At 40.2% G+C, this 26,999-nt stretch carries 24 protein-coding genes, 5 pseudogenes and 1 other annotated feature; of the genes and pseudogenes, 18 read left to right on the forward strand and 11 right to left on the reverse strand.

Annotation, left to right across the window (positions count from 1 at the left end):
• Positions 1-273: 273 nt before the first annotated feature.
• The 4 genes from JCM19033_RS23290 (at position 274) to JCM19033_RS07360 (ending at position 2,629) form a co-directional block, all read left to right on the forward strand.
• Complete coding sequence (locus tag JCM19033_RS23290; RefSeq protein ID WP_157049784.1) at positions 274-462, forward strand: hypothetical protein; 189 nt, start codon at positions 274-276, stop codon at positions 460-462.
• A gap of 370 nt (positions 463-832) precedes the next feature.
• Complete coding sequence (locus JCM19033_RS07350; RefSeq protein ID WP_054635837.1) at positions 833-1,249, forward strand: Rrf2 family transcriptional regulator; 417 nt, start codon at positions 833-835, stop codon at positions 1,247-1,249.
• Between the two features lie 260 nt (positions 1,250-1,509).
• Entirely contained in the window at positions 1,510-1,839 is a 330-nt protein-coding gene (locus tag JCM19033_RS07355; protein ID WP_269758037.1) for an IDEAL domain-containing protein, read from the forward strand.
• 79 nt (positions 1,840-1,918) lie between these two features.
• A complete protein-coding gene (locus JCM19033_RS07360) occupies positions 1,919-2,629 on the forward strand; it encodes a phosphoadenylyl-sulfate reductase (RefSeq protein WP_054635839.1) in 711 nt (236 codons plus the stop codon).
• Positions 2,630-2,684: 55 nt separating this feature from the next.
• Here JCM19033_RS07360 and JCM19033_RS07365 read toward each other — a convergent pair whose 3' ends face one another.
• Positions 2,685-3,047 (reverse strand): hypothetical protein, encoded by a 363-nt coding sequence (locus tag JCM19033_RS07365; protein WP_054635840.1) that lies wholly within the window; start codon positions 3,045-3,047, stop codon positions 2,685-2,687.
• Between the two features lie 294 nt (positions 3,048-3,341).
• A complete protein-coding gene (gene guaC, locus JCM19033_RS07370; RefSeq protein ID WP_054635841.1) occupies positions 3,342-4,325 on the reverse strand; it encodes a GMP reductase in 984 nt (327 codons plus the stop codon).
• A gap of 622 nt (positions 4,326-4,947) precedes the next feature.
• Between guaC and JCM19033_RS07375 the strand changes: the two genes are divergently transcribed.
• The 3 genes from JCM19033_RS07375 to JCM19033_RS07385 all read left to right on the forward strand — a co-directional run bounded on the left by JCM19033_RS07375 (position 4,948) and on the right by JCM19033_RS07385 (position 7,125).
• Positions 4,948-5,613 (forward strand): type 1 glutamine amidotransferase domain-containing protein, encoded by a 666-nt coding sequence (locus JCM19033_RS07375; RefSeq protein WP_054635842.1) that lies wholly within the window; start codon positions 4,948-4,950, stop codon positions 5,611-5,613.
• Between the two features lie 96 nt (positions 5,614-5,709).
• A complete protein-coding gene (locus JCM19033_RS07380; RefSeq protein ID WP_083465319.1) occupies positions 5,710-6,003 on the forward strand; it encodes a putative quinol monooxygenase in 294 nt (97 codons plus the stop codon).
• Between the two features lie 192 nt (positions 6,004-6,195).
• A complete protein-coding gene (locus JCM19033_RS07385) occupies positions 6,196-7,125 on the forward strand; it encodes an alpha/beta hydrolase (RefSeq protein WP_054635844.1) in 930 nt (309 codons plus the stop codon).
• A 61-nt stretch (positions 7,126-7,186) separates the two neighbouring features.
• Here the strand turns inward: JCM19033_RS07385 and JCM19033_RS07390 are convergent, their stop codons facing one another.
• A complete protein-coding gene (locus tag JCM19033_RS07390) occupies positions 7,187-7,762 on the reverse strand; it encodes a hypothetical protein (protein WP_157049785.1) in 576 nt (191 codons plus the stop codon).
• Between the two features lie 188 nt (positions 7,763-7,950).
• Here JCM19033_RS07390 and JCM19033_RS28025 point away from each other — a divergent pair, with 188 nt between their 5' ends.
• Together JCM19033_RS28025 and JCM19033_RS28030 are read left to right on the forward strand one after the other, a co-directional pair.
• Positions 7,951-8,844 carry an aldehyde dehydrogenase family protein gene (locus tag JCM19033_RS28025; RefSeq protein WP_374701210.1) on the forward strand — a complete coding sequence of 298 codons (894 nt, stop codon included), beginning with the start codon at positions 7,951-7,953 and terminating at the stop codon, positions 8,842-8,844.
• Positions 8,801-9,400 carry an aldehyde dehydrogenase family protein gene (locus JCM19033_RS28030; RefSeq protein ID WP_374701211.1) on the forward strand — a complete coding sequence of 200 codons (600 nt, stop codon included), beginning with the start codon at positions 8,801-8,803 and terminating at the stop codon, positions 9,398-9,400. The genes JCM19033_RS28025 and JCM19033_RS28030 overlap by 44 nt, the downstream gene beginning before the upstream one ends.
• Positions 9,401-9,513: 113 nt before the next feature.
• Here JCM19033_RS28030 and JCM19033_RS07400 read toward each other — a convergent pair.
• From JCM19033_RS07400 to JCM19033_RS07415, 4 genes and pseudogenes are all read right to left on the reverse strand, one after another.
• Positions 9,514-11,081: pseudogene (locus JCM19033_RS07400) on the reverse strand (BCCT family transporter).
• Positions 11,082-11,200: 119 nt separating this feature from the next.
• Positions 11,201-11,803 carry a protein-L-isoaspartate(D-aspartate) O-methyltransferase gene (locus tag JCM19033_RS07405; protein WP_083465320.1) on the reverse strand — a complete coding sequence of 201 codons (603 nt, stop codon included), beginning with the start codon at positions 11,801-11,803 and terminating at the stop codon, positions 11,201-11,203.
• Positions 11,804-12,116: 313 nt separating this feature from the next.
• Positions 12,117-13,385 carry a YheC/YheD family protein gene (locus JCM19033_RS07410; RefSeq protein ID WP_269758038.1) on the reverse strand — a complete coding sequence of 423 codons (1,269 nt, stop codon included), beginning with the start codon at positions 13,383-13,385 and terminating at the stop codon, positions 12,117-12,119.
• A gap of 85 nt (positions 13,386-13,470) precedes the next feature.
• Positions 13,471-13,707 (reverse strand): hypothetical protein, encoded by a 237-nt coding sequence (locus tag JCM19033_RS07415; RefSeq protein WP_054635847.1) that lies wholly within the window; start codon positions 13,705-13,707, stop codon positions 13,471-13,473.
• Between the two features lie 351 nt (positions 13,708-14,058).
• Between JCM19033_RS07415 and JCM19033_RS07420 the strand changes: the two genes are divergently transcribed.
• The 4 genes and pseudogenes from JCM19033_RS07420 to JCM19033_RS07435 all read left to right on the forward strand — a co-directional run bounded on the left by JCM19033_RS07420 (position 14,059) and on the right by JCM19033_RS07435 (position 18,999).
• Positions 14,059-14,883 carry a PRD domain-containing protein gene (locus JCM19033_RS07420; protein ID WP_054635899.1) on the forward strand — a complete coding sequence of 275 codons (825 nt, stop codon included), beginning with the start codon at positions 14,059-14,061 and terminating at the stop codon, positions 14,881-14,883.
• 226 nt (positions 14,884-15,109) lie between these two features.
• Positions 15,110-16,483, forward strand: a complete 1,374-nt coding sequence (locus tag JCM19033_RS07425) for a sucrose-specific PTS transporter subunit IIBC (RefSeq protein WP_054635848.1) — start codon at positions 15,110-15,112, stop codon at positions 16,481-16,483.
• 103 nt (positions 16,484-16,586) lie between these two features.
• Positions 16,587-17,542: pseudogene (locus tag JCM19033_RS07430) on the forward strand (aminoimidazole riboside kinase).
• Between the two features lie 3 nt (positions 17,543-17,545).
• Positions 17,546-18,999: pseudogene (locus JCM19033_RS07435) on the forward strand (glycoside hydrolase family 32 protein).
• 190 nt (positions 19,000-19,189) lie between these two features.
• On the opposite strand, the gene JCM19033_RS07440 reads toward JCM19033_RS07435, so the two are convergent.
• Positions 19,190-19,390 carry a cold-shock protein gene (locus JCM19033_RS07440; RefSeq protein ID WP_054635849.1) on the reverse strand — a complete coding sequence of 67 codons (201 nt, stop codon included), beginning with the start codon at positions 19,388-19,390 and terminating at the stop codon, positions 19,190-19,192.
• A gap of 268 nt (positions 19,391-19,658) precedes the next feature.
• Complete coding sequence (locus JCM19033_RS07445) at positions 19,659-20,021, reverse strand: STAS/SEC14 domain-containing protein (RefSeq protein ID WP_054635850.1); 363 nt, start codon at positions 20,019-20,021, stop codon at positions 19,659-19,661.
• A gap of 204 nt (positions 20,022-20,225) precedes the next feature.
• Between JCM19033_RS07445 and JCM19033_RS23300 the strand changes: the two genes are divergently transcribed.
• The 3 genes and pseudogenes from JCM19033_RS23300 to tyrS all read left to right on the forward strand — a co-directional run bounded on the left by JCM19033_RS23300 (position 20,226) and on the right by tyrS (position 22,720).
• A complete protein-coding gene (locus tag JCM19033_RS23300; protein ID WP_198153437.1) occupies positions 20,226-20,411 on the forward strand; it encodes a hypothetical protein in 186 nt (61 codons plus the stop codon).
• Between the two features lie 269 nt (positions 20,412-20,680).
• A pseudogene (locus JCM19033_RS07450) lies at positions 20,681-21,191 on the forward strand (MarR family winged helix-turn-helix transcriptional regulator).
• 13 nt (positions 21,192-21,204) lie between these two features.
• Positions 21,205-21,428: a binding site (T-box leader), on the forward strand.
• A 44-nt stretch (positions 21,429-21,472) separates the two neighbouring features.
• Complete coding sequence (gene tyrS, locus JCM19033_RS07455) at positions 21,473-22,720, forward strand: tyrosine--tRNA ligase (RefSeq protein ID WP_157049789.1); 1,248 nt, start codon at positions 21,473-21,475, stop codon at positions 22,718-22,720.
• A 184-nt stretch (positions 22,721-22,904) separates the two neighbouring features.
• Here tyrS and JCM19033_RS07460 read toward each other — a convergent pair.
• Positions 22,905-24,043: pseudogene (locus JCM19033_RS07460) on the reverse strand (ABC transporter ATP-binding protein).
• Positions 24,044-24,191: 148 nt separating this feature from the next.
• Entirely contained in the window at positions 24,192-25,148 is a 957-nt protein-coding gene (locus JCM19033_RS07465) for an ROK family protein (RefSeq protein ID WP_269758039.1), read from the reverse strand.
• Between the two features lie 589 nt (positions 25,149-25,737).
• On the opposite strand from JCM19033_RS07465, the gene JCM19033_RS07470 reads away from it, so the two are divergent.
• Both JCM19033_RS07470 and JCM19033_RS07475 read left to right on the forward strand, forming a co-directional pair.
• A complete protein-coding gene (locus tag JCM19033_RS07470) occupies positions 25,738-26,547 on the forward strand; it encodes an ABC transporter substrate-binding protein (RefSeq protein WP_054635853.1) in 810 nt (269 codons plus the stop codon).
• Positions 26,544-26,999: an extracellular solute-binding protein gene (locus tag JCM19033_RS07475; protein WP_054635854.1), complete on the forward strand. Its 456-nt coding sequence runs from the start codon at positions 26,544-26,546 to the stop codon at positions 26,997-26,999. Before JCM19033_RS07470 ends, JCM19033_RS07475 begins: the two co-directional genes overlap by 4 nt.

Genomic DNA, 26,999 nt, shown 5'->3' on the forward strand with positions numbered 1-26,999 from the left:
CACGAAGGGTAATAGTAAAACAAAAGCGATATACTGTTAAATTTTCTGACAAATCACTCTATATCTTATTTGTTATGTTTGGTATGTTTTCTTCCTAATAAAACGAATAAATGCTCCTTATTCCTCTGCTTTTTGTTTCTCTCTCAAAATTTGTTAGGAATATAACAAACAAAGTGGCAGATAGTTGAAAAAGCTAAAAAGTTATGAGAAGGAAGATGGGGTAAGAATAAGATTTATATGTTTAACGAAAATTAAAACGGGAAATCAATAAAATTGGATAACAAAGAATTATTTCATCTTACGATCGTCCATCACTGTGAGGAGGAATTTCAATTGTTGCTTGCCAAAAAGCTTTTATCCGTTTACTACAAGCCTAAGGAAATGGGTCTTTTAAAGTGTTACCGCAAATGGGGGTATCAGCCTTTTAAAGTGATCGATGGATATAAATATGAAAAAAGATAATAAATTTTCCCTTTAAAAAGCAGCCAAAGGGTGCTTTTTTGTTTGAGAACACAAATTGCAACTGATTACGAAGGGGTAAAGGGCAGCAAATTATTTTTTCTGGGATCTGTATAAGACCTTTTCTGCTTTTCATTTAGGGAATAGGCGTCAGGACAGCTTTATTAAATAAAGATCTGAAAAAACAATTGCCATAACCGCAGCCTGTTTCAAACAAATAACGGGCATCCTCCTTAGCAAAACAATCGTGTAATGAAAAAGTGGTAAAATCATTGACATTCATAACTGTAATATATATTATTACATTTAGAGGTCAACAAAAATGTTGATGGCTCACTTACCATTTAGTGAATGTTTGCAGGAGGCCATGGAAATGAACAGTAATTTTACACTAGCCGTACACAGCCTTACGCTTCTTGCCTTGAAACCAGACCGAATGTCTACAAGCGAGGCGATTGCAGAAAGTGCGTGCGTGCACCCAGTACGGATAAGGAAAGTGTTAAGTTTACTGCGAAAGCATGAGTTTATTACTTCCAAGGAAGGTACTGGCGGTGGATTTATTTTTGCCCTTGATCCTGGTCAGATAACACTGTGGGATATTTACCAAGTTACCTCTGAAGGAGCTTTGCAGCCTAAGTGTCCCGATTCCAATGAGGACTGTATTGTTGGGGCGAACATGAAAAATGTCCTGCTGCATATATTTTTAGGAGCAGAAGAGCACCTTGGTGAGTATTTAAAAGATTATACAATCAGAGAAGTTGTTAACTTTATCCATATCAAACAAAAGTAATTGACAAGGGAAATAAATGTATTAAGATAATAAACATCGAGGAAGCGCAACGCTTTCTTTTCAGTTTTTAAATGTAACAAAAATGATTACAGTTAATGAAGACCATAGAGAAAGAAATATACGTTAGCAATTTGTGAAAAACGGAAATACAATATATAAATAGTGAGGGTAACGGCCGGCGTGTCAATGAAAAAGAGCCGCTGATGGAATCAGAATGGACTGATTCAAATCGGACAAATACCACAGGAAGGTGAATGCTATTGTTTACAGTAAGTAAAGCATTTGTTGAAGAAAGCAGCTGGGTTACAGGAAAGACACCAAATGGAGAGCTAATCATAGGGTATATTGACAAGATTGACCCGGCAAAGGACATTGTAAGAGTCACTGTAGTCAACTCTGATAATGATGATATAGTGGGAGATACAATTGAAATGCTTCACCACTGGGTCGAAACAATTCCGAGCTCATTTGAAAAAAGCAAAACACAGCTTGAATTTCTTATAGATCTGGCTTTAGAAACGAAAGATGAAGAATGGTTCTTAGAGCTTTCTGCAGAATGGAAGAAAAAAGACCAAAAGGAATTATTATAAGGAAAAATGTTATCTTTCATCGGTGGCTTGCAAATCCTTACAACCAGACAGGTGCTGAACGATAAACGGAGGTGAGGGTTTGATTTTAGATTACCCGACAACCACACAAGAAGAAGTGGAAAAAGTTAATGAGGAATTAGATGGCAGGATAGCATTGGACATTGTGAAATGGGGATATGAAACGTACGGTGACGATCTGGTGTACGCATGCAGCCTTGGAGCCGAGGGGATGGTCCTCCTTGATCTTATCAATCGAGTGAAACCAGGAGCAAGAGTAGTCTTTCTTGATACCGACTTTCACTTTAAGCAGACTTACGATCTACTGAAAAAAGTGAGAGAACATTTTCCGGATGTTTCGATAGAGTCCATTAAGCCTGAGCTTTCCGTAAAGGAGCAGTCTGAACAGTACGGGGATAAACTCTGGGAAACAGCTCCTGATAAATGCTGCGCTTTGCGAAAGCTGGAACCATTGGAAAAAGAGTTGTCCAAGCATAAAGCCTGGATGTCCGGCTTGCGGCGGGAACAGTCTCCCACCCGAAAGAATACTCAATTTGTTAACATCGACAATCGTTTTCAATCCATAAAAATTGCTCCTCTGATCCATTGGACCTGGGATGAGGTATGGGAGCATATTAAAGAAAATAACCTTCCTTACAACATTCTTCATGACCAGAACTTTCCAAGCATCGGCTGCTTTCATTGTACGTCAGCTGTACTTGATGGGCAGGATTCAAGAAGCGGAAGATGGAGCGGCAGCGGTAAAACAGAATGTGGACTTCATAAGGAATAAGTAAAGAAGCGATCCTCTTTAGAGAGATCGCTCTTTTTGACAGGGAAAGTGAAAATTATCTGCTTTGGGCAAAGATGGTATAAATTACGTCTTCTGTCTCCACCTTGACTCCGTTGCTGTCTTTTTCGGTTTTTATCTCTCCACCTAATGGAATCTCGTATACATCACTAGGGAGATCTGTTGGTCCTTCATCAGTTTGAACTGTACCGGATCCATGAAGAATGATTTCTTTAGATGGAATGTAATCATCAATGGACGCTTTATTGTTTTTGACGTCTACAGAATCTAACGTAAACCGGACATTATCTGTATTCATCACTTCATCTTTCCCAGTTTCCAGTTCTTCTTTTTTGATAAAAAGGACATTTCCTTTTTGGGATTCAAGCCATTGTGATACTTGATCTATTCGCTGATCCAATTCATAACCTCCTTTAGTGAAATTTTCCATTCCTTTATCTTTACCCCAATATGACCATTTCATTCCTGAAACGCCAGATCAGGAAAAGGTAAATGTCGGCTGGAAATGAGTGGCTCTTACTACCTTACCCTCAGGCTTTCATTATTTAAACAGAAACGAAGCCAAACAAGGGAAATTCGGTAAAAAAAGAGAGCACAAGGCTCCAAAATGGAGCCCGTGCTCGTTAAAAGTGAAAATTAGATATATTATCGTAAGCTAATGTATCTCCTAAAAGGGGAGATATTAACGTAGCTATTAAAATACTTTGTCACCATTAAAGATAGAATTCTTTACGATTACATAGTCCACAGTACGAATTGATTCCAGCTTATTTCCTCCGGCATAGGAGATTGCTGATTGAAGATCCTGCTCCATTTCAGTTAATGTATCATGCAGAGATCCTTTATGCTCAACGTACATTTTCTTGCCTTCCACGTTTCTTTTTTCCCCTTTTTGGTACTCTGAAGCTGAACCAAAATATTCTTTGTATAGCTTTCCGTCTTTTTCAACTGTTTCCCCAGGAGATTCTTCGTGGCCGGCAAATAGAGAACCGATCATAACCATTGTTGCACCAAAGCGTACAGATTTAGCAATATCACCATGAGTCCGAATCCCGCCATCGGCAATGATTGGCTTACTTGCAGCTTTAGCACACCAGCGAAGGGCTGCCAGCTGCCAGCCGCCTGTTCCAAACCCTGTTTTAATTTTGGTTATACATACTTTTCCTGGGCCAATCCCCACTTTTGTCGCATCTGCACCGGCGTGCTCTAATTCTCTTACTGCTTCCGGTGTACCGACATTTCCAGCAATGACAAAGCTCTCAGGGAGGTGCTTTTTAATGTGCTGAATCATATTGATGACAGAGTTTGAATGGCCATGGGCAATATCTATGGTGATGAACTCAGGAGAAAGTTCTTCCGCTTTTAGCTGTTCAATGAAGGAGTACTCTTCCTCCTGGACTCCAACACTAATTGAGGCAATTAATCCACTTTCTTTCATATCTTTAATAAAATCTATCCGAGTTTCTGGTTCGAAACGATGCATTACATAAAAGTAATCGTTTTCAGCTAGGAACCTGGCAATCTTTTCGTCTATGATTGTCTGCATGTTTGCTGGTACAACAGGCAGCTTAAAGCTATGCCCGCCTAGAGTAACGGTTGTATCACATTCAGAACGGCTGTTAACTACACATTTTGCAGGAATTAATTGAATGTCTTCATAATCAAATACATTGTCCATAATTTACACTCCTAAAAACGAATGATGTAGAGTAAGGAACTTTTAATTGTTCGTCCCTTAGGTAATTTACCTCATTTCACGAAAGATGTCAAAGCCTTTTTGTAAGATTGTTAGGATTTAACCTTATACTGACTAGAAAATGGAGCTTAAAAGTTTTATTTCCCTAGAGAAAACAGATGCGCCATGGTGCCAGGCACCGCTGTCTGGATGTAACAGAAATCGAGAAGATCCTGTGATGTAATAGGAAAGTTATGTTACAGAGGATTGTGGTGCCAGGCACCGCTGCTGGATGTAACAGAAATCGAGATGATCCCGTAATGTAATGGGGAAGTTATGTTACAGAGGACTGTGGTGCCAGGCACCGCTGCTGGATGTAACAGAAATCGAGAAGATCCCGTGATGTAATGGGAAATTAGTATTACAGAGGACTGTGGTGCCAGGCACCATAATAAGGCACCATAATACAGGCACCATAATAAAGGCACCTTAGAATAATCTTCTGCCTTGGGTGTAAACTAACCCCGTCCAACTGTTAAGTATAAGCATATTATTTGTCGGTTCTTTTCCCAAGGTCGTAAAATTAGGGTGTAACATTAAAAAACACGTAGGAGGGGCTATTCACATGGCTAATAAACGAGTATTAATGGTAGTAACAAATCATACAACGATCTCAGACGATCACAAAACCGGCCTTTGGTTAGAGGAGTTTGCTGTGCCGTATAATGTCTTTAAGGAAAAAGGTTACGAGGTCAAGGTAACCAGCATTAAAGGCGGAGAGGTGCCTCTTGACCCAAACAGTATTCCTGAAGAGAAAAATGAAAAATGGCATGAGGCTGAAGAGGAATTAAAGAACACTGCAAAATTAAGCAGTGACGATGCCAATGGCTTTGACGCTGTTTTCCTTCCTGGAGGACATGGAACCATGTTTGACTTCCCGGATAATGAAACCCTGCAGCAGGTTCTTCAGGAATTTGCGGAAGACGATAAAGTGATTGGCTCTGTATGCCACGGACCAGCTGGTCTGGTGAATGTCACGTATAAGAATGGCACCCCGCTGGTTAAAGGGAAAAAAGTGAATGCCTTTACAGATGAGGAAGAAAGAGATATGAAGCTGGAAAAAGAAATGCCATTTTTACTTGAATCAAAGCTCCGTGAAAAAGGAGGAGAATTTGTTTCAGGGGAAAGCTGGAAGGATTTCTCTGTCCGCGATGGAAACCTGGTGACAGGACAAAACCCTATGTCCAGTGAAAGTGCCGCCCATAAAGTGGTAGAAGCCATAGAAAGTTAAGAGCAGGAAGCGTATAATAACCATGTGAAGGGAACTCCGAATATAAGGGAGTTTCCTTTTTTATAAGCAATAGCAAATAAAAAAACGAGGAGGTAAATGATGTATATCGTCCATGTATCCATGAAAGTGAAAGAAGATGCAGTCAACAATTTTATTGAGGTGGTAGAAGACAACCGAAAGCACAGTATCCAGGAAGAAGGAATCGTTCAGTTTGATGTATTTCAAGAAAAGGAGGAACCATCCCGCTTTTTAATTATTGAAGTCTATAAAACGCCTGAAGACCAGGCAAAGCACCGTGAAACAGAACATTTTACACGGTTTAAAGAAAGAGTTCCTGAATTGCTTGAAGAGCCTTATACAATTACTACATATAATAATGTATTTGCGTAAGGGCAGCGAGGAGCCACAGACAGTTACATCACTTTGTTATACCAGGCTGAATTTCTTTGCCTGGTATTTTTTATTTCTTGTTCTAGGAGAAGGGGGTGAACATATATTTTTCTCAGGGTGAAAGAGACCTGAAGGAGATGTGATAGATATAAGTAAAAAGGAGATAACACACATTGAGGGGAGGAATGAAGGATGGCACTGGATCCACAGTCTAAAGATCTTTTAGAACAGATAAAGGCAGCAGGCAGACCGCCGACACATGCTTTAACACCTGCGGAGGCAAGGGCAGCAACTGACTTCTCAAGTTTCTCCGGGGAGCCAGAGCATGTAGGGAAGGTAGAAAACAAATTGATACCAGGCCCTGAAAGACAGATACCCATACGTATCTACACTCCAGTAGGGGACGGACCTTTTCCGGCCTTAGTTTACTTTCACGGTGGAGGGTGGGTAGCAGGGGATCTCGATGGAGTAGACGTGTCATGCCGTTTACTTACTAATCGCGCTCATTGCATAGTCATATCCGTAGACTACAGGCTTGCTCCTGAGCATAAATACCCTGCAGCCGTGGAAGATGCCTACGCCGCTGTAAAATGGACAGCTGAGCAAGGGCCCACTATACAAGCTGACCCGGAATGGATAGCTGTAGGCGGGGACAGTGCCGGGGGGAATCTTGCTGCCGTTGTATCTTTAATGGCAAGGGACAAACAAGAAGTGTCTTTGAAGTTTCAAATGCTAATTTATCCTGTAACCCATCATGCCTATACTACAAAGTCCTATGAAGAAAACGGTGACGGATACCTTTTGACAAAAGACACGATGAAATGGTGCTGGGATCATTACTTAAACAGCCCAGAAGAAGGAAGGGAGCCATATGCTTCCCCTTTGCTTGCAGAAGATCTAACGGGGCTGCCTCCAGCCTTAGTTGTTACTGCCGGATATGATCCCCTTCGCGATGAGGGGAGAGCGTATGCTGAGCGTCTGAAGCACGCCGGTGTCTATGTGGAAGAGGCCCATTATGACGAGCTGATGCATGGCTTCTTTTGGATGCCAGGGGTTATAGATCAGGGAAAGAAAAGTATTGAGAAGGCAGCAGTTTCTTTGAAACAGGCTTTTAACAAGTAACTGCCTGCAATCTAATAATAAGGGACACTTCCTCTTGTGAAAAAGTGTCCCTTTCTTTCGTTTATGGATGATGGCCTGGAGCGATTAACGCACCAAAGTAGCTGTCATCTTCAGGCTCGCCTTCTAAAATGAGAATAAAGGTACCGGCCTCCTCTTCCCTGAAGGGGTCGTAGTCTTCCAACTTCTCAAAGGAATCTGCCACCAAATCACTTTGGTAAACAAGGACTTTTCTGAAATAATCAGGCTCTTCATAAGCATCTACTTTCACTGCATCCTCAGGAATCATACCGCTAAGTTCCTCAAGCACTTCACTTTCCGTTCTTCTTGGTTCATCAGTCATTTCAAATTGGGCGGTGACTGAATTTGCTATGCCTTCCAGAAAAGAAACGAGAATGTAATCATCCTGATAACTGGTCAGCGTATCACCCTCCTGTGTGGGCTCTCCGTAATTCTCATCAAACACTTCTTTTCCATCACCGATGCTCCCTGTTTCGCTCCCTGTTTCGCTCACTTGAAAGGAGCTGGTTTCCTCACTTTCCCTTTCTTCTGCTGCCGTTTCTTCAGAACTGTTGTCCCCGCACGCTGTTAACAGGACTAAGGCAGACAGTCCAAAGGTTAGCCATTTCTTTTTCATCATGCGTCCCCCTGCTTTTAATTTATGTAACGAATATTATAGTAGCATAACTATTATTAGAAAATATAACAAGCCGTTTCAAAGTGATCAACGTGGAAAAAGAGGAGGGTGAGCATATTTCTTGTTTCAAAATACAGTGGTGTTAAAATAAAATCTTAAATATCTTCTATACATTGAAAGGATGAGTAACCTTGACTTTGCACCTAGATCTACAATACATCAATGGATTCTGGAAAGAAGGCAGCAGTGAGAAAACGATAGAAAACAATAATCCTTTCTCAAATGAAAGAATTTCCACTATAAAATCAGCATCAGAAAAAGATGTAAATGAAGCTTATTCTGCTGCAGCCCATGCTCAAAAGGAATGGGCTGCTTATACACCAGCAGAAAAGCAAGGATACTTTGAAAAACTGCTTCAGGTACTTAAAGAAGAAAAAGATTTGATTACAGAGTGGCTGATAAAAGAATCAGGCAGTACGAGAATAAAAGCAGAAGCTGAGTTTGGGGCAGCTTATGAAGTAACAAGAGAAGCCCTTTCCTTTCCTTCACGGATGAATGGACAAATTCTACCTTCTAATGTGCCAAATAAAGAGAATTACGTATACCGTCGTCCCAAAGGAGTCGTTGGAGTCATCGGCCCGTGGAATTTTCCGTTCCATCTATCTATGCGCTCTGTTGCACCTGCGCTTGCAGCAGGGAATACAGTCGTTATCAAACCGGCATCAGATACACCAATGACATCAGGACTATTATTTGGATATTTGTTTGAAAAAGCAGGCTTTCCAAAAGGAGTCGTGAATGTGGTTGTCGGCCGGGGCTCTGAAATAGGTGATGCTTTCGTCCAGCATAAGGTGCCTAAACTGATTTCCTTTACAGGTTCCACAGAGGTAGGAAGCCACCTTGCATCAGAGGCAGGAAAGCTTCTTAAGGATACGGCCCTTGAGCTTGGCGGCAATAACGCGATGGTCATCCTCGATGATGCAGATGTTGACCGTGCCGTAGATGCGGCTATCTTTGGCAAGTTCCTTCATCAGGCCAAATTTGCATGGCCTCAATCGCATTATTGTGGATGCTTCTATTCATGATGAATTCGTAGAGAAATTTGTAAAAAGAGTAAAAGAGCTTCCTTATGGAGATCCAACAAATTCATTTACGGTAGTAGGACCGCTGATTAATCACTCACAAGTGGAGCGCATTCAAAAAGAAGTAGACCACAGTGTAAAAGAGGGAGCAAACCTTCTAACCGGCGGATCACATGAAGGAAACGTGTTTGAGCCAACAGTTGTAAGTAACGTGACAAAGGACATGGATATTTTCCAAAATGAATTGTTTGGGCCTGTTGTTTCTATTGTTAAAGTACAGTCAGAGGAAGAAGCCATTGAAACGGCTAATGATACAATTTACGGACTTAGCGGCTCTGTCTTTACAAAGGACCGCTTCCGGGGTATGGAGGTTGCCCGTCAAATTGAAACAGGGATGATCCATGTAAATGATCAATCCGTCAATGACGAGGCCCACGTTGCCTTTGGCGGAGAAAAGGATTCAGGGCTTGGCCGTTTTGGCGGAGAATGGGCCCTTGATAAATTTACTACCGTACAAACTGTGAGCGTAATGTCTGGCTACAGAGAGTATCCATTTTAAAAACAAACCAACATTGAGCGATGTTACGCGTCTTCTGTAGACAAGTAGTTGAACAAAAAAACCGAGCTGGAATGAATAACTCCAGCTCGGTTTTTTACGTGTAGACATCTTTTTTATTTTCTTACATTGTAGACCCAAGCACGGTCCTCATTCATCATTTTTATAGCAGCATAGATTAATAGGAACTGAATGATAATCACCGGCAAGCCCATAAGCCCCGAAATGACTTCCAGGGGAGCGAGTCCGCCCACTCTCATCAAAATCAAAGCTACTGCCGTAATAATAGCAGCTACCATGATACGCAGAAATTTCGAGGTTCAGTCTTACTCATATCTTCTGTACTTGTATAAGCTGCAATCGTGTACGTAGTTGAATCTAGTGTTGTAGTTAAGAAGATTAACGCCACAACCATAAAGACAATTAAAGCCACTTCAGGAAGTGGAAGAGAAGAGAGTATCGCAGGAATGGCTGCCATCTCATCTCCATTTTGCACGATATCAAGAACAGCCACTTCACCAGTCAGGTACTTGTATACACCAAGTCCGCCAAGAACCCCTGTTGCTGCCCATGAAATGAGCGTGGGAGCAAGGAAGTACGTGAGGATCATTTCTTTAATGGTCCGGCCCCGGGAAATCTTAGCGGCAAATACACTGTGAAGCATGGCCCATGTAGCACTGTAGGCAAACCAGAAAACCGTGTTGCTCTGGATGTGACTTACGTCACCGCCGGCTAAGGACTCTGTCATGAAGCTTATTTGCAGATAGTTGGAAAGAAGGAAAGCAACACTTTCCGTAAAGTAATCAAGGATGAAAATTCCAGGCCCTGCAATCATGATAAAGAGAGCAAAGGCGCCGGCAAGGTACATATTGAATTTACTTAGACGCTTTATCCCTTTTTCGATCCCTACATAGGCACTGATTGAAAATAACAATACCCAGATAATCGTTACGGTAAGAGTTAAGCCAAACGTTACTTCAATATCAAGTAAAGCTGATAAATTATAAGTGACAATCGGAGCTCCTAATCCAAGAGTTACAGCTGCACCAGCAAGAATACTAATGAGGAAAATAATATCCAGGAGCTTTCCTCCAAAACCATCTGTAAATCGGTCACCGAAAATCGAACGGCAGGCCTCAGAAATTCTCATAAGGGGGCGCTTTCTCACATGTAAAATGTAGCCCATAGCCGGGGCAATCATTACAAAGATTGCAAACACCTGAAAGCTCCACATGAACATACTGTAGGCGTTCCCCCACAGGATGGCTTCGGTGGACTGAGGGTCTACACCAAGGGGTGGGTCTATTGCCACGGAGGACCATTCAAGCATGCCCGTCCGCATGAGTGTTGATCCTACCCCCATGGCTACGAGAATAGAAGCATATTCAAAAAGAGTGAACCTCGGCTTTTCTGTGGGGTCTCCCAAAACGACATTACCGTACTTTGAAAATGAAAAATAAAGTCCTGCCACAACCAGGATTGCCCCGTACCAGAGATACCCCCAGCTGAATGCCCCGACAATAGAGTCAAACACTGCGTTTAATACTTCAAGAGATCCTTCTTCATTGATTGCAAACGGGATACTGATTGCAATAATGATGAATAAGGCGGGTAAAAAGATCTTATAATCTATTAATTTCAGTTTTGAATCATTTTCCGTTTTATTTACTTTTTTCGAACTCATCCAATTTCTCCTTCATTTCTATGATTTATATTCTAAGATGCAGGCTGTTGGGAGTATTGAGACTTATAAAAGCTGTCTTACAAGTCAGCCACTGTGTAACTTATAATTAATTATTGATTTCACCCACCAAGGTCATCTTCCTGTTCATATGCGCCATGGAGCTTAACGAATGCAACGCTTCCTAAAACGGTTGAAGAAACGGAGCCATCTGCATCTTTTTCCACCAGAGTGAGCTCCTGACTGTTAGGCGAACCTACAGGGATCACCATTTTTCCACCGGGCGCCAATTGCTCAAGCAATGCCGGCGGTATAACAGACGCTGCAGCTGTAACCATGATCCGGTCAAAGGGAGCATGTTCTTTCCAACCTGCACTGCCGTCTCCGAGCTTAAATGTAATGTTTTCAAACCCAGCTTGAGCTAATTTTTCTTTAGCTCGTTCATGGAGAGCTTCAATCCGTTCTACTGTATATACTTCGTTAGAAAAAGCAGCTAATAGGTCGGTTTGAAAACCAGATCCTGTCCCTATCTCCAGTACACGGTGATGAGGCTCAAGATCCAGAGTAATTGTCATTTTCGCTACAAGGGAAGGCTGGGAAATGGTCTGGCCATGGCCAATGGATACAGCCAGGTCCATGTGTGCCATATCTTTATCTGTATTCATATAAAAGCTTCTATCTATCTGGCGAAAGTATTGAATTATCTTTTTTTCTTGTAAACTCATCTCTACCTCACCCCGTTTTATTCGAAGTAACGAAGTAACCAAGAAGGCAAGCAGCCTGTCTCATTTCTTTGCATTTCCCTTTAAAGAGAAATGGAAACATACTTTTTCAATGACCTTCTAATCATTGGAAAATAAGGAAGGACCTATATAAGAATTCAAGTTTGAAGATCTTAGACTTTATCCAGAGTGAATTTTTTTCGTTGCTAAAAAAATGGTTGGAAGATTATGCTGAATCCTAGTGGTTACATATTCCATCTATATCAACGTGGAAAAAGGCACTTACATATAAAAGAGATTTCTGTAAGTGCCTGTGTTATTTATTCCTCCATGTGTTTTTATACCATGTTTTAAGAAGGCCTTGTTTTTGAGCTGGAGAAGCATTCCTTAATGTGGTTGCATCAAAAGAATTAAATTCTTTAAATCTTGTGGCTGGTTTCTTTGTTGCCAGAAAGCGTGCGTATTCAATTGGCTTTAAATATACAGCGTTAATCAATTCCTTATCATTAAGTCGTTTAACCATTTTCTTTTGTGGCCTTCCGTTTACTTCGATAATCCATGGTTTACCATGTTTATCTAGTCCAAAATCTACACACATTTCCCCCAAGTGACCGAGCTTATTTTCTAAAGCATATGCCGTGTTTAAACTTATGCTTCTCATTTTATTTAATTGATGAAATCCTAATTTCGTATTTCCTGTTACGATTCCATGATAATCTTTGATTTCAGTGCACAAGTTGCTAACATAGGAATTCGCATTTCCTATGCGGCTAAATCCTCCTGAAACTGTCCAGTTTCCATTTCCATTTTTTTGAACATACATGCGTATGTCATAAATTTTGTGATCAATCTCATCAAAAGGAACAAATTGCTGTAATAAAAATCTGCTATGACCAACTAGTTGATCAACCTTATCAGTAAAATGCTGTGCATTATCTGTGTTAATTTTGGCAGGGACAAACAGGTTTTGATTATTACTGAAAAGTTTTTTGAGGAAGTTTGCTTCTGTATTATCAGCGGGAGTCTCTTTATTCAAACTTTGATCTTGAGATATATTTCTATAAATATTTTCATACAATCGGTACTGATTATCTTCCGTTTGTTCAAGTAAATAAACACGTCTTCCTAGATAGCCTAAACAAGGTTTCAAAATAAGTCTTCGATACTTGGACAACAATTCTAATAGTTGTGCTTTTTGATAAGGGTAGGTATCTGGAAGGTAAGGTGAAACTGCAGATGTTTTTAATAGGTTGTGAATGATCGACTTATCGAATTGAGTAACACAATTAAATACCTTTCCCTTACCTGTAATCATTTCTAATTGTTTCACCAGGTAATCATTAGCGGCATAACGACGATAGTAGATAGCTGACGGAAAGGGACAGGTTTTCTTTTGCCATCGCCCTCCTGAGAGGAAGTGTCCTTTTATTTTCTTTTCTTTCCAATTTATACCATTGTAACTAAATAATAAAATGTCCACCTGTAACGTTTCAGCCTTGATATAATCTCTCTTTGCTGCTGCTATCTTAGTTACCATGATTCCAATTAAAGGTTTCTTCATGCCTATCACTCCGGTAGTAGTCATTAAGAACATTTGTTAGATACGGTGTTTTGTTATAATTTGTAAGGCGGCCAGTGGCCGCCAAAGGTTCATGGGACAAATTTTTTTATTATTGTGCAGCGACTGGCTGTGCATTAATTACAAGAGTGATATCGCCTAAAACGGGGACAGTAATACCTACCTCTAGGTCGACTGATGGACATGGTATTTCTAAGGTTGTTCCTAGAACCTCAACTACAACCAAGTTACCATTTGTTGTAGGAAATGTTCCCTCTAGAACGATTACCTCAGTGTCACCTATTGTTGTCGTGATGATGACAAAGCACAGTCCGTTTGGTACTCCCATTTTTATTCCTCCCTTTTATTAAATTTAGGTCTTACGGTGTTATCCTATGTATGTGCTTGTATTTTGGTTGTGTATTTATCACCTTTTACTAGATTTTCAAAAAAGGGGCTTTTGTAATAGAGAAAGATTGTAGTGAAATTTATGGTAGATATTAACCTAGTATTCATTTTGCCTGTTGTGTCTATAAGTAAAGACGCTGTGAACGTAATTTCAAGTGATTAATCTACTTTTTCATTACGCCTAGGGGGATCTTTCTTAAAACCAGTTCAATTGACCTTGATCACTTTATACTGGTAAAATTAAGTCCTTTGACGGTAATATTTCTTATTATTTTTATGGAGGAACAGGATGATGCGTATTTTCAGGATATTAAACAACAATGCTGTAGTGGTTGTAGACGGGCCGCAAGAGAAGATCGTAATGGGGAATGGGATTGCTTTTCAGAAAAGAAAGAATGATATCATTCCAAAGGATAAAATTGAAAAGGTCTTTTTGTTGCAGGAGAATACGTCAGAAAAATTCCAGCAGCTCCTTTCCACCCTGCCGGAAACACATATAGAATTGGCAGAAAGAATTATCAGCTATGCTGAAGGGCATCTGGAAGTTCCTTTAAATGACCATATCCATATTGCTCTTACCGATCATCTTTCTTTTGCGTTAGAGAGATTGAGTGAGGGAATTCCAATAAAAAATAAACTGACAAGCGAAATCAAGCTCTTGTACAAAAAAGAATTTGAGGTTGGGGTTTGGGCTAAAGAAGAAATTAAGAAGGAACTTGGAATAGAGATTCCGGATGATGAAGCGGCTCATATCGCTCTTCATATTCATACAGCCAAGCCTGAAAATGCTACAATGAGTGATACAATGAAGAAAGCAACGGTGATTCATGATTTTATCGCCCAGGTGGAAAACGAGATGAACCTTGAAATTGATGAAGAGAGTATTAATTACCAAAGATTGATTACTCATTTGCGATTTGCTTTGAATCGCATGGAACAGGAAAGCGAATTCGAACCTGTGGAAAAAGAAATGGCAGAGCTGATTAAAGAAAAATATGAGAAAGCCTACCACTGTGCCAAGATAGCCGCTGAATACCTGAAGAAGGAATACGGCATTGCTTTTCCATCGTCAGAAATAGCGTATCTTTCCCTTCATCTTCAGCGTCTCAAAAAGTAGCAAAATTCTTGGTTTTTTCTTTTTGTTTCTTCTTGACGGTACCGCTTTCATGGTGTAAGGTTATAAAAGTTAAATTTCATATCGCAGGATTGTGACTGGTAGTGCAGGCAAGACCTAAATTATGTAATGGGACACAAGAAGTCTGTCTTTTTTTGGACAGGATATGTGTACTTTTATATACTTTAGGTCTTTTTTGTTTGCGAAAAAATACAGGGGAGGGTATAAAATGGATCACAAAAAGATCGCAGAAGATTTAATCCCGCTTTTAGGCGGTGAAGATAATATTATCAGCGGCAGTCACTGCGCGACCCGTCTTCGCTTGGTAATTGATGACGAAAGCAAAATTGACAAAGGTGCCGTTGAAGAGCTTGATGGAGTAAAAGGGGCTTTTTCCAGTTCCGGGCAGTTTCAGATTATATTTGGTACAGGCACAGTAAACAAAGTATTCTCTCATTTTGCTCCTCTTGCTGGTCTTGGATCAGGGGAAAAAGAAGATTCAGGCTCTCATAAGGAAGCTGCTAATAAAAAAATGAACCCGATTGCTCGTTTTGCACGAACGCTGTCTAATATCTTTGTTCCGATCATTCCTGCCATAGTGGCATCAGGTATGCTGATGGGGCTTCTCGGATTAATGAGCACGTATAACTGGGTGGATGAGGACACTGCTTTATTTATAATGCTCGATATGTTTTCCTCCGCAGCCTTCATTATCCTGCCCATATTAATCGGTTTTAGTGCGGCGAAAGAGTTTGGTGCAACCCCGTATCTTGGGGCTGTTATCGGCGGAATAATGACGCATCCTGAACTGCTTAACCCATGGGGTCTTTCAGATGCTCAGCCGGAAACTATGGATTTCTTTGGCATCGGAGTTGAAATGCTTGGTTATCAGGGTACCGTTATACCAGTTCTCTTGGCTATTTATGTCATGGCGAAAATTGAAAAAGTTTTGCGCAGAATCGTTCCAAACGTAGTAGATTTACTGCTTACGCCATTCTTAACAGTCATTTTAACTGGATTTTTTACTTTACTATTTATCGGTCCTCTTGGTCGTATTCTCGGTGATGCGATTACAGGAGCACTAGGGTTTCTTTATGAGACCGCAGGGCCTGTAGCAGGCTTGATATTTGGAGGCTTGTACTCTACCATTGTGTTAACTGGTGTTCACCACAGCTTCCATGCAATAGAAGCCGAGCTCCTTACTCAGATTGGAGGAAATTACCTGCTTCCAATCTGGGCGATGGCAAATGTTGCCCAAGGCGGGGCCACGTTGGCTGTCTTCTTTAAGACAAAAAACAAGAAAACAAAAGAAGTTGCTGTTCCAGCTGCTGTATCTGCGTTTCTTGGTGTTACGGAACCTGCTATCTTTGGGGTTAACTTAAAGCACCGCAGACCATTCATTGGTGCGGCGATCGGGGGTGCCCTAGGCGGAGCATATGTCGTCTTCACACAAGTAATGGCAAATGGTATCGGTTTAACAGGACTACCAATGTTTGCTATTGCCCAGGACCCTATTAATTATGGCATTGGGGTAATTGTTGCTCTTATTGGTGCCATAATTGCTACCCTCCTGCTCGGATGGGATGATGAACCAAATAAATAAGTATTGTTTGAGGCACAACCTCGGCAGGCCTCTTGTGGCTTGCCCGGGTTGTGCTTTTATTAATAAAAAGGTGTAATAGTAAATAATTTCAGGAGGTTAACAAATGAAAAAAGGGATTATATCACTTGGTGAGGCGTTAATTGATTTTATTCCTCTTGACAAGGAGAATGTGAACTTTCAAAAAAGCCCAGGAGGCGCACCTGCCAATGTTGCAGTAGGACTGGCTCGTCTGGGAGCAAAATCAACGTTTGTCGGGAAAGTCGGGGATGATGTATTAGGTCGTTTTTTACAGGAGACACTCAGCGAGTACGGAGTAAGAACAGATCATATGCTTCTTTCAGCGGATGTAAGAACCGGGCTTGTTTTTGTGACAAACACGGAAGACGGGGAACGGAGCTTTGATTTTTATATTAATCCGAGTGCAGACCGTTTTTTGAAGCCTGAAGAAATTTCAGAAAGGGACTTACATAATCATAAAATTCTTCATTTTGGCTCGATCTCCATGATAAGCAATCCGGCTAAACAGGCCACTATTCATGCTGTCGAACTTGCCAAACAGAAGGATTGATCATTTCCTATGATCCTAACCTTCGGTTAGGGCTTTGGGACTCTGAACAGCAGGCAAAAGATACGATCATATCCATGCTCGGTAAGGCTGATGTCCTAAAGATCTCAGAGGAAGAGCTTGAATTTATTACAGGTGAGAAAGATATAGATACTGGCGTCGAAAAGTTATCCCAATATCACATCCCGTTAATTGTGGTGACCTTAGGTGCTGAAGGCAGCTATGTATTTACACAGGATGGGAAGGCTCATGTAGACGCTCTGAAAGTCAAAGCTGTGGATACAACAGGCGCCGGAGATGCTTTTGTTTCCGGAATGCTCTATTCATTGAACGAACATGAAGGATCCGTTGACTCCATAACGCTAACTGAAGCTGTTACCATGGCAAGATTTGCATCGGTTTCCGGAGCACTGGCGGCATCTACCAAAGGTGCAATGACCGCACTTCCTGTTCTGGAAGAAGTAAAGAAACATCTGAAGAAAGCGGGGATGTAAGGAATGACTCGTGATGAGCAACTGCGAAAAGAGGCTACAGCAGCTGTAAGTGAACACAAGAATACAGTCGTTAGTGACCCGTACCGCCTTCACTACCACATGATGCCTCCTGTTGGCCTGCTGAATGACCCAAACGGCTTTATACAATGGAAAGGTACCTACCACCTTTTCTATCAATGGATGCCATTTAAAACAGGACACGGAGCTAAATTCTGGGGCCATTACTCTTCAACAGACCTTGTCCATTGGAAGGAAGAAGAAATTGCCCTGGCCCCTTCTGAATGGTTTGAAAAAAATGGCTGCTATTCTGGTAGTGCCATTGAGCATAAGGAAAAGATATATGCCTTTTATACCGGGAATGTAAAGGATGAAGAAGGGAATCGAGAGTCTTATCAATGTCTGGCCGTTTCAGATGATGGTCTTACTTTTGAGAAAAAAGGACCGGTCATTGAGGTGCCGAAAGGGTATACGGCTCATTTTCGGGATCCTAAGGTATGGGAGCAGGGTGACAGGTATTATATGGTCGTCGGATCTCAGACAGAGGACCTGAAAGGAGCTGTGGCTCTTTTTAGCTCTGACAATCTAACCGAATGGACTCACGAAGGAATCCTTGCCGGAGGAGATAAAGGAAGGATAAAGGACTTTGGCTATATGTTTGAATGCCCGGACCTTTTTTCCCTGGATGACCAGGATGTGCTTATCTTCTCCCCGCAAGGGTTAGAGGCAGAAGGCATGAAATATCAAAACGTCTACCAGGCAGGCTACGTTATCGGGAAATTTGATCCTGAAACCTCATCCTTTGACCATGGTGAGTTTGAAGAACTGGACCGGGGATTCGACTTTTATGCGCCTCAGACCACTGTTGACGCAAAGGGACGAAGAATCTTATTTGCATGGATGAGTGTCCCTGACCAGGATGAACAGGCTCACCCGACGGTAGATTATAAATGGCTCCATATTATGACTCTTCCAAGAGAGCTGACGATTGTAGATCACAAGGTTATTCAAAAGCCGGCAAGAGAGCTTGAAGAGCTGCGTGAAGGAAGTGGTGTAATACACCAGGCACAGCTGAACGGGGAGACGATCTTTTTACCAGAAATAAACGGTAAAACAATAGAATTGATGCTTGAGGAGATAGACATTGAAAAGGCTGGTTTGAAATAAACATCAATGGAGCTGCTCGTTTGGTTTACTCCTCGGAACAACAATTGGTTACCCTTGAGAGAAAAAGCTACGTGGACGGCACCATAGAGAGACGCCAGTGTCAATTAAATGATTTGGAATCCTTACAAGTATTTGTTGACACCTCTTCTATTGAAGTATTTATCAATGAGGGAACGGAAACCTTTTCGGCAAGATTTTTTCCGGATCCAAAGAATAGTGAGGTCACTTTCGGATCCAGTCACAAATGCAGCTTTGTCGCTAAAAAATGGGACCTCAAAAAGGTCTTCTCCTGACTTTTGTTCTGCTGTAAGGAAATATTGGTATAGCGGTCTTTCTAATTTAAAGGAAGGCCGTTTTTTCTTTGAAAATGGAGTAAAAAGGTGAAGTCTTTTCATAGGAAAGGGAAAGCCATAGGCATAGTCGTTTTCCAAAATAGAGACATAAAAAAGACGCTGCCGGTAAGCAGCGTCTTTGTGAATTTAATTATTGTTTTTCAACGTTTCCAGCTTGTGGTCCACGTTGTCCTTCTACAACTTCAAACGTTACGTTTTGTCCCTCTTCAAGAGTTTTGAATCCGTCGCCTTGGATAGCAGAGAAGTGTACGAATACATCGTCAGCACCTTCACGCTCAATAAAACCAAATCCTTTTTCTGCATTAAACCATTTAACTGTACCTTGTTCCATGGAAAAAATCCTCCTAGTGCTTTTAAGCACGATAATTCTTAAACTTGCTCTACTTGGTGTTAAGACGAAGCGGGTTACCCTTTTTCTTCTTGAAGCAGTGAACAATCTTAAGTAATAATAGCTTACCATTATCCTGAACTAAATACAAGCTCTATGAAAAAATCCAATGATTATAAATGTTAGGAAAAATTTACAGGAGTGTGAGCCCATTAGTGAGGATGATCTAAAAAGATAGGAAAGCGGGAGGACTTTTCGTCTCACCGCCTGCCTACCCAGCGATCCATTCCTTTGCTTTTTCCTGCTCTGATAAAGTAAATCGACGGATATCCGTGTCGCTTGCCATATCCACAATTTTAGAAACAGCATCAAAAAGCTTCTGGTCTTCATCACCTACGAGGGCCAACTTTTCAATATAACCCAGATGATCTTTTAAAAAACTGATCCGGCTTTCTATCGTAGTAACTTTCCGAAATACAAAGTGGGGGAGAACGATCATGAGCCGGACGGTTTCATACTTATTAATACGGGATTTAACAGTTTCGGCTACCTGCTGGAATTCTTCTTCGGTAAGTGTTTCCTGGGCCTCAAAGGCCACAATCTCTTTCTCACTTATGGGAAGCTCTTTAATCATATGCCTCACCTCCGCGACGTAGTGTCCTTTTATAATACCCGTTCCAAGGGACACAATAATCGGATGATTAAGAGAGAAACAATTCATGATTTAAGCAGATTGAGGGAAGGTTGTATCTTTTATAGGAATAGTTAAGGGGGTATAGAGCATAAGGAGGAGAGGGAGGATGTTATGTTTGAAAAAGTGAAATTTAGTGCCTGAACGTTGGTTTTTATTGGAGCGATAATGCTCCTCATTGACTTTGAGGCAATGTGGATGTACGCATTGAGCGCCATGATCGTTGGTATTATCTTGCATGTCATCGCTTCACTTGTCGTAAAAAAGCCAAGCCTTTATTATGCAGAGTGGGTTTCCATCACTATGAACACAAGGGTTATGATCAGGAATTGAAGTCTGTTCGTGTGTATGTTTGTAAAAGATGCGGGTATCAAAAGAAGGCAATGCTGGGGGGAGCAGGATGAATAAGGGGAGGGGGCCCTTTAAGAAGAGGGTCCTTTCTTTTATCTCCTCAGTTTGTATAAACCATGGTCACCATTTTATAACAATTAGAGAAAGTAAAAAATTATTGAGAAAAGATTTTTTATGTTGTTATTGTCACCTGCAAATGTTTTTGCTAAAATCGTTTCATAGCTAATGATTATGAAAACGAGGTGGCCGTCATCCATTCCTTTGATAATGATAGTGAATTGCTTCCGGAAGAAATTGATACGATCAATCATTTAACGAAACTGCCTATCGAATCGTTACATTTAGAATCTATCGCAGTGGTTACAAATATTTATCGGATTGCACAGGGCTTGAGAAATAAAATGGAGCGTGAAGTCCTTGCAGATTACGGACTCTCCTGGACTGCGTTTCCATCCTTTATGATTTGTGGGTATGGAAAAGCGTTGAAACAAAAAGAGCTGCAGAACTCTCAGCAGTGAGCAAAGCGACGGTTAGCAACATTACGAAAACACTGGAGAAAAAGAATCTTTGCCAGCGAAGTACAGATAATCGTGACAGGCGTATGACGTACCTTTCGATCACCGAAAAGGGCAGGGAAGTCATGCAGGAGCTATATCCTCGCTTTCACCAGGGAGAGGTCGAGATTGTCAGTAGTTTAGGGGAAGAGGAAAAAAGCAAGTCTCTGAACTGTTGCGGAAAGTCATTAAAGGGAACAACTTTTAAGTAAAAGTAAATATAAAAATCGATGATAGGAACTTAGTAGTAGTCTACCTCCCTTTTGCAGAGAGTCAGTGGCTGGTGTGAACTGACATAAAGGCAGCTATGAATTACCTCCTAGAGATGTCTTTGTGAATGTGCAGCAGCAAAGAACGGGTGATACCGTTAACGAAATGAGTGGAAGAGCAGTTCATGCTCTTCAAAAAGGGTGGTACCGCGTACAACAATAACCACGTCCCTTTAGCAGGGGCGTGGTTTTTTATATTTTATTTAGAGAAAGGAAGACGATGATGAGTACAAGTGAAAAGCAATTAACAGAAGAACAGGCAAGAGAAGTCCAAAGACAATTAGATCTTTATGTGCAGGGAGTTCGTGAGATAATACCAACCGAAGAGCTGGAAAACAAATTGGTGAAATCTATTGTTGAAGGCAAGCCATTAAAAATTAAGCTTGGATTAGATCCTTCGGCTCCAGATGTTCACCTTGGCCACACGGTGGTACTCAATAAAATCAGACAGTTCCAAGAGAATGGCCATACCATTCAGGTCATTATTGGTGATTTTACTGGAAAAATCGGAGATCCTACAGGGAAGTCTGTTGCCAGAACGCAGTTGACCGATGAAGAAGTACGACAAAATGCAAAAACCTACTTCGAACAATTTGGAAAAGTAATTGATATGGAGAAAGTAGAACTTCACTATAATTCAAAATGGCTCAGTCCCTTACAATTTGAAGAGGTGATCAACCTGGCCGGGAAGGTCACTGTTGCCCGGCTCCTTGAAAGAGACGATTTTGAGGAGCGGATGGCATTTCGTAAACCGATCTCCCTTCATGAATTTTTCTACCCGGTCATGCAGGGATATGACTCTGTCATTTTAGAAAGTGATATAGAACTTGGGGGAACCGATCAACACTTTAATGTTCTTATGGGCAGGCACTTTCAAGAAAGGTTTAATAAAGAACCGCAGGTAGCGATGTTAATGCCTCTATTGGAAGGCATTGATGGTGTAGAAAAGATGTCAAAGTCAAAGAAAAACTACATTGGTATTGATGAAAGTCCAAATGAGATGTACGGAAAAGCAATGTCCATTCCAGATGAATTGCTCATCAAATACTTTGAACTCATTACAAATTTATCCCCAACTGAGGTTGAAACGATAAAGAACAAGGTACAGTCAGGGGAGCTTCACCCAAGAGATGCCAAGATGTTATTAGGAAAAACGATTGTTGAGATGTATCACGGAAGGGAAGCAGCTGAACAGGCAGAGCAGCACTTTGTCTCTGTCTTTCAACAAGGGAAAACACCAGAAGTCATTCAAGAGTATGAATGGGAGGGCAACCCCGAAGTATCCGTAATAGATCTCCTTGTTCAGCTGAATCTTTTGAAGTCTAAAAGCGAAGCCCGGCGCATGATTGAAAATAGAGGTGTCAAGGTGGATGGGAACAGAATAGAAAATACGGGAGCTGTTATTACCTTGAGTAATGGCTTAATCGTACAAGTAGGAAAACGTAAATTTGCTAAAATAAAATTATAATAGAGGGGAAGGTACAACAGCTTTGTTGTACTTTTTTTGATAATTTCTTCTTGGGGAACTTTTAAAATATTACATGGAAGTATAGCTTATTCTATTGATTCTAATCTAGCTAAATAAAAAGACCCAAGTGATCTTTTCTTGGGTCTATCTTAATAAACGTAATCTTTTAAAGAAAAGGTTATGGTTAACCGCTTATAGCTGATTTTTTTTCTTCTTCATTGGAAGTGTAAGTAAGCCTTTCTTCTGTATCAGGATGGAAGAAATGTACTTTATGCATATTGAAAGCAACCTCTAATTTACTGCACTAGCGATATCCGTTCGGGAATCAATCTTTGCAATCAATTTTTGGCCGTCTATGGTACTGTTAAGTAATGTTTCCGCTCCATTCATCTCTGCGACCTCAATATCTAAAGTGATCTTTGAATCTGGTGAAGAATCGATAAATACAAGCTCATCATGAACATCTTCAGGTCTTATCCCTAAAATCAATTTATTATGTGGCAAAGATTCTTGTTTTAATTGCTTAAGCTTTCCTTCTGGAATAGTTATTTCTGTGTTTTCTGTTACAAATTTGTTATTTTTTAATGTTCCCTCAATGAAATTCATAGCCGGAGAGCCTATAAATCCACCAACAAATACATTTATTGGTTTTTCATAAACCTCTTTTGGAGTACCTACTTGTTGGATAACTCCATCCTTCATTATGACTATCCGACTTGCCATAGTCATTGCTTCCGTCTGGTCATGGGTTACATATATCGTTGTAGATTGAAGGCGTTGATGGAGCTTAATTATTTCAGCACGCATTTGCACGCGTAGTTTTGCATCAAGGTTTGAAAGCGGCTCATCCATAAGGAAAACTTGGGGATCTCGTACAATTGCCCTTCCAAGCGCAACTCTTTGTCGTTGTCCTCCAGATAAAGCTTTTGGTTTTCTATTCAAATAGTCTTTTAAACCTAGAATGTCTGCTGCATTATCCACTCGTTCTTTAATTTCTTTTTTGCTAAACTTTCGAAGCTTCAGACCAAAAGCCATATTATCATATACACTCATATGAGGATAAAGAGCGTAATTTTGGAAGACCATAGCTATATCTCTGTCTTTAGGAGGGATATCATTCATTCGCTTTCCATTTATAACCAAGTCTCCATTACTAATATCCTCGAGCCCAGCAATCATTCTTAATGTAGTAGATTTTCCACAGCCTGATGGACCAACGAAAACAATAAATTCTTTATCTTCTATATCCAAATTAAAATTTTCTACAGCTGTGACATCTCCACCGTAAATTTTATAAATCTCATTAAGTTTGATTTTAGCCATATTCTCACTTCCTTTTTAAAGTGTAAGTATGTTTCTAGTATAAAATCAATGTAAGCGTTTTAATATATTACATCTGCATCAAAATAAGTTTCATAGTTTGTGCAGGTTGTATAACAGAAAGGTGAACTACTTTAGTACATAGGACGTTTTATACTACTGTAACTTTGTTAGCGGATAAAAAACGTTCTATTGCAAAAGCAGAAGACCCTAAAGCGCATGAATATATACCTTGATTTGAGAAGGTAACAGAAGTAGTCTCATAAAAATATGGAAGAAGCCTTTGCTGTAATACCAGTTTTATAGGATTTTGCAACCATTTCTCTAGTTTTGAGAACCTATTTCCAATGATAATCTGTTCAGGATTAAAAGAATTAATTATATTAGCTAATCCTATCCCAACGAATTCACCAACTTGAGAGAAAGTATTGATTACCTCCATATTTCCTTGTTGAGCTTTCTTAATTAGTACCTCTAATGTAAGATCTTCATCTGAAAAGTGAGGGTTTAATCTGTTGATTATTGCACTTTCTGAGCTATAAAGTTCCCAGCATCCTTTATTCCCGCATTCACATCGTTTACCGTTAGATTCAATTGTAAAGTGACCTACTTCACCAGAGATTCCTAAAGCCCCTCTATATAACTGATCTCTTATAACTACACCCGCTCCTATCCCTACCCCGATGCTTACGTAAATTAAATTTGAAGAGTCTCTCCCTCCACCATAAATTTTCTCTCCGTGAGCTCCTGCATTTGCTTCATTCTCAATTGTTATTGGTACGTTAAAATGTTCTTCCAGATATTCTTTTAAATGTACGCCATGCCAATCGAGGTTAGGAGCAAAAAGGATTCTTCCTTCATTGTTAATAATTCCAGGTACTCCAACTCCAATACCAATAATTCCGTAGGGTGAGTCTGGAGATTTTACTCCAATAGATTCAATTAAGCTTTTTAATTGTTGGAACACAGCTGCTGGTTCTTTATCAGTAATAGTAATTTCTTCTCTTTCAAGAATGTTTCCTTGTAAGTCAGTAAGAATAGCAAGAGCATAATTAACACCAAGATCAATTCCAATTGAGAAGCCTGCGTTTTTATTAAAGTAGAGCATAACAGGTTTACGACCACCACTGGATATGCCAGACCCTATTTCTTGAACGAATTGTTCTTCTAATAATTCGCTAACAAGGCTGGAAACAGTAGCTTTATTTAAACCTGTTAACTTAGAAATTTGAGCTCGAGATATAGGACTATTATTTTGGATCTTATTTAATACGATAGATTTATTTATTTTTTTACAAGGCTGTGATCTCCCGTTTTCATAGGTATCCCTCCTGTAACAACAATTTTAGAAAAAAGTAGCATGAATTTGAAAAAAATGAAAAATAATTTATAAGTTTAAAGTAATAATACCTTAACCATTACGGAATAATCAATAAACTTAGTTTAATAATATAACAAAGTTATAGGTTTTCTATTAGTTTAAAAAGCAAGGTATTAGATGTTAAAAATAATTTAACAACACTAAAGGTTATATATTCTAGGAAAAACTGATCAATAAATAACTAAATATTAAAAAACTATTTACATAAGCCCGGATTATAAGTTAAACTGCAATTAGTTTATACAGTAAACAAACTAATGAATTGAAGGACAGTGTCTATAGTTTTTAATTACTTTATTAAAGGATGGTGTGTTTTTTGAAAGCGTCTACAAAAAAAATAGTAGTTTTGTCAGTTTCAAGTTTAGTATTATTGGCAGGCTGTGGAAACGGAGCGGAAGAAGGTAGTACGGGTAATGAGGGTAATGAGGGTAATGGCCAAATTACCTTGACTGTTTGGGACTATTTTGAGAACGATGCTGCCCATGGTAGACAACAAATTGAGTTGCTTGAAGCATATGAAGAAGAAAACCCCCACATAACCTTTGAACGTACTTATGTACCAAATGCAGATCTTAATCAACGTATATCACAAGGAATAGCAGGTAATCAATTACCAGATATAGTCTTAGTAGATAATCCTGCTCACCAAGCGTTTGCTGAAGCTGGTGCTTTTGCAGATATTACAGAGGAAGTGGAAGAGTGGGGAGAGGCAGAACATTATTATGAAGGAGCATGGGAATCTACTATATTTGATGGAAGAAACTATGGGATCCCTAATAATAGTAATGCATTAGCTCTTTTTTATAATGTTGATATGTTGGAAGAGGCTGGTGTTACTGAACCTCCATCCACTTGGGAAGAACTGGAAGACGCGGCTGATCAGTTAACCACTGATGACACGTACGGTTTTGCATTTAGTGCTGTAAGAGATGAACAAGGCACCTTCCAATACCTTCCTTTTCTTTGGCAGTCAGGAGCGGATTTAGACAGCTTGTCTAGTGCAGAGGCTATATCTTCTATGGAGTTTCTGCAACAAATGATCGATGAAGGATCAATGTCTGAAAACGTAATTAACTGGGATCAACAAGATTTAAGAACTCATTTCCAGCTTGAAAACGTAGCATGATGGTTAATGGCCCTTGGCAAGTTCCAAATATAAGAAACGAGGCTGAAGATTTAAATTGGGACGTGGTTACTATGCCTGCAGGAAATCAGGAAGCGTCCATCCTGGGTGGGGAAAATTGGGCGATTACTTCGACATCTGAACATAAAGAAGAGGCTTGGGAATTTCTAAAGTATACTCAGCAGCCAGAAGTTTTAGGTCCAACTCATGAGGATGGAGGGCGATTACCAAGCAGAGTTGATGTAGGCGATGACGATGATTATATTTGGAATCAAGATGAGCAATTAAGAGTCTTTATAGATCAGCTAGAAACGGCTCAACCAAGGGCATACGGAAGCAACTATCCTGAAATTTCAACAATCATTCAAGAATCACTTCAAAGATCTTTAATGGGGGAAGATGTTGAGGAAGTTTTAAATGAAGCAGATGAACGCGTTACTCCTCTGTTACCTTAA

It is taken from the genome of Thalassobacillus sp. C254, assembly GCF_001310615.1.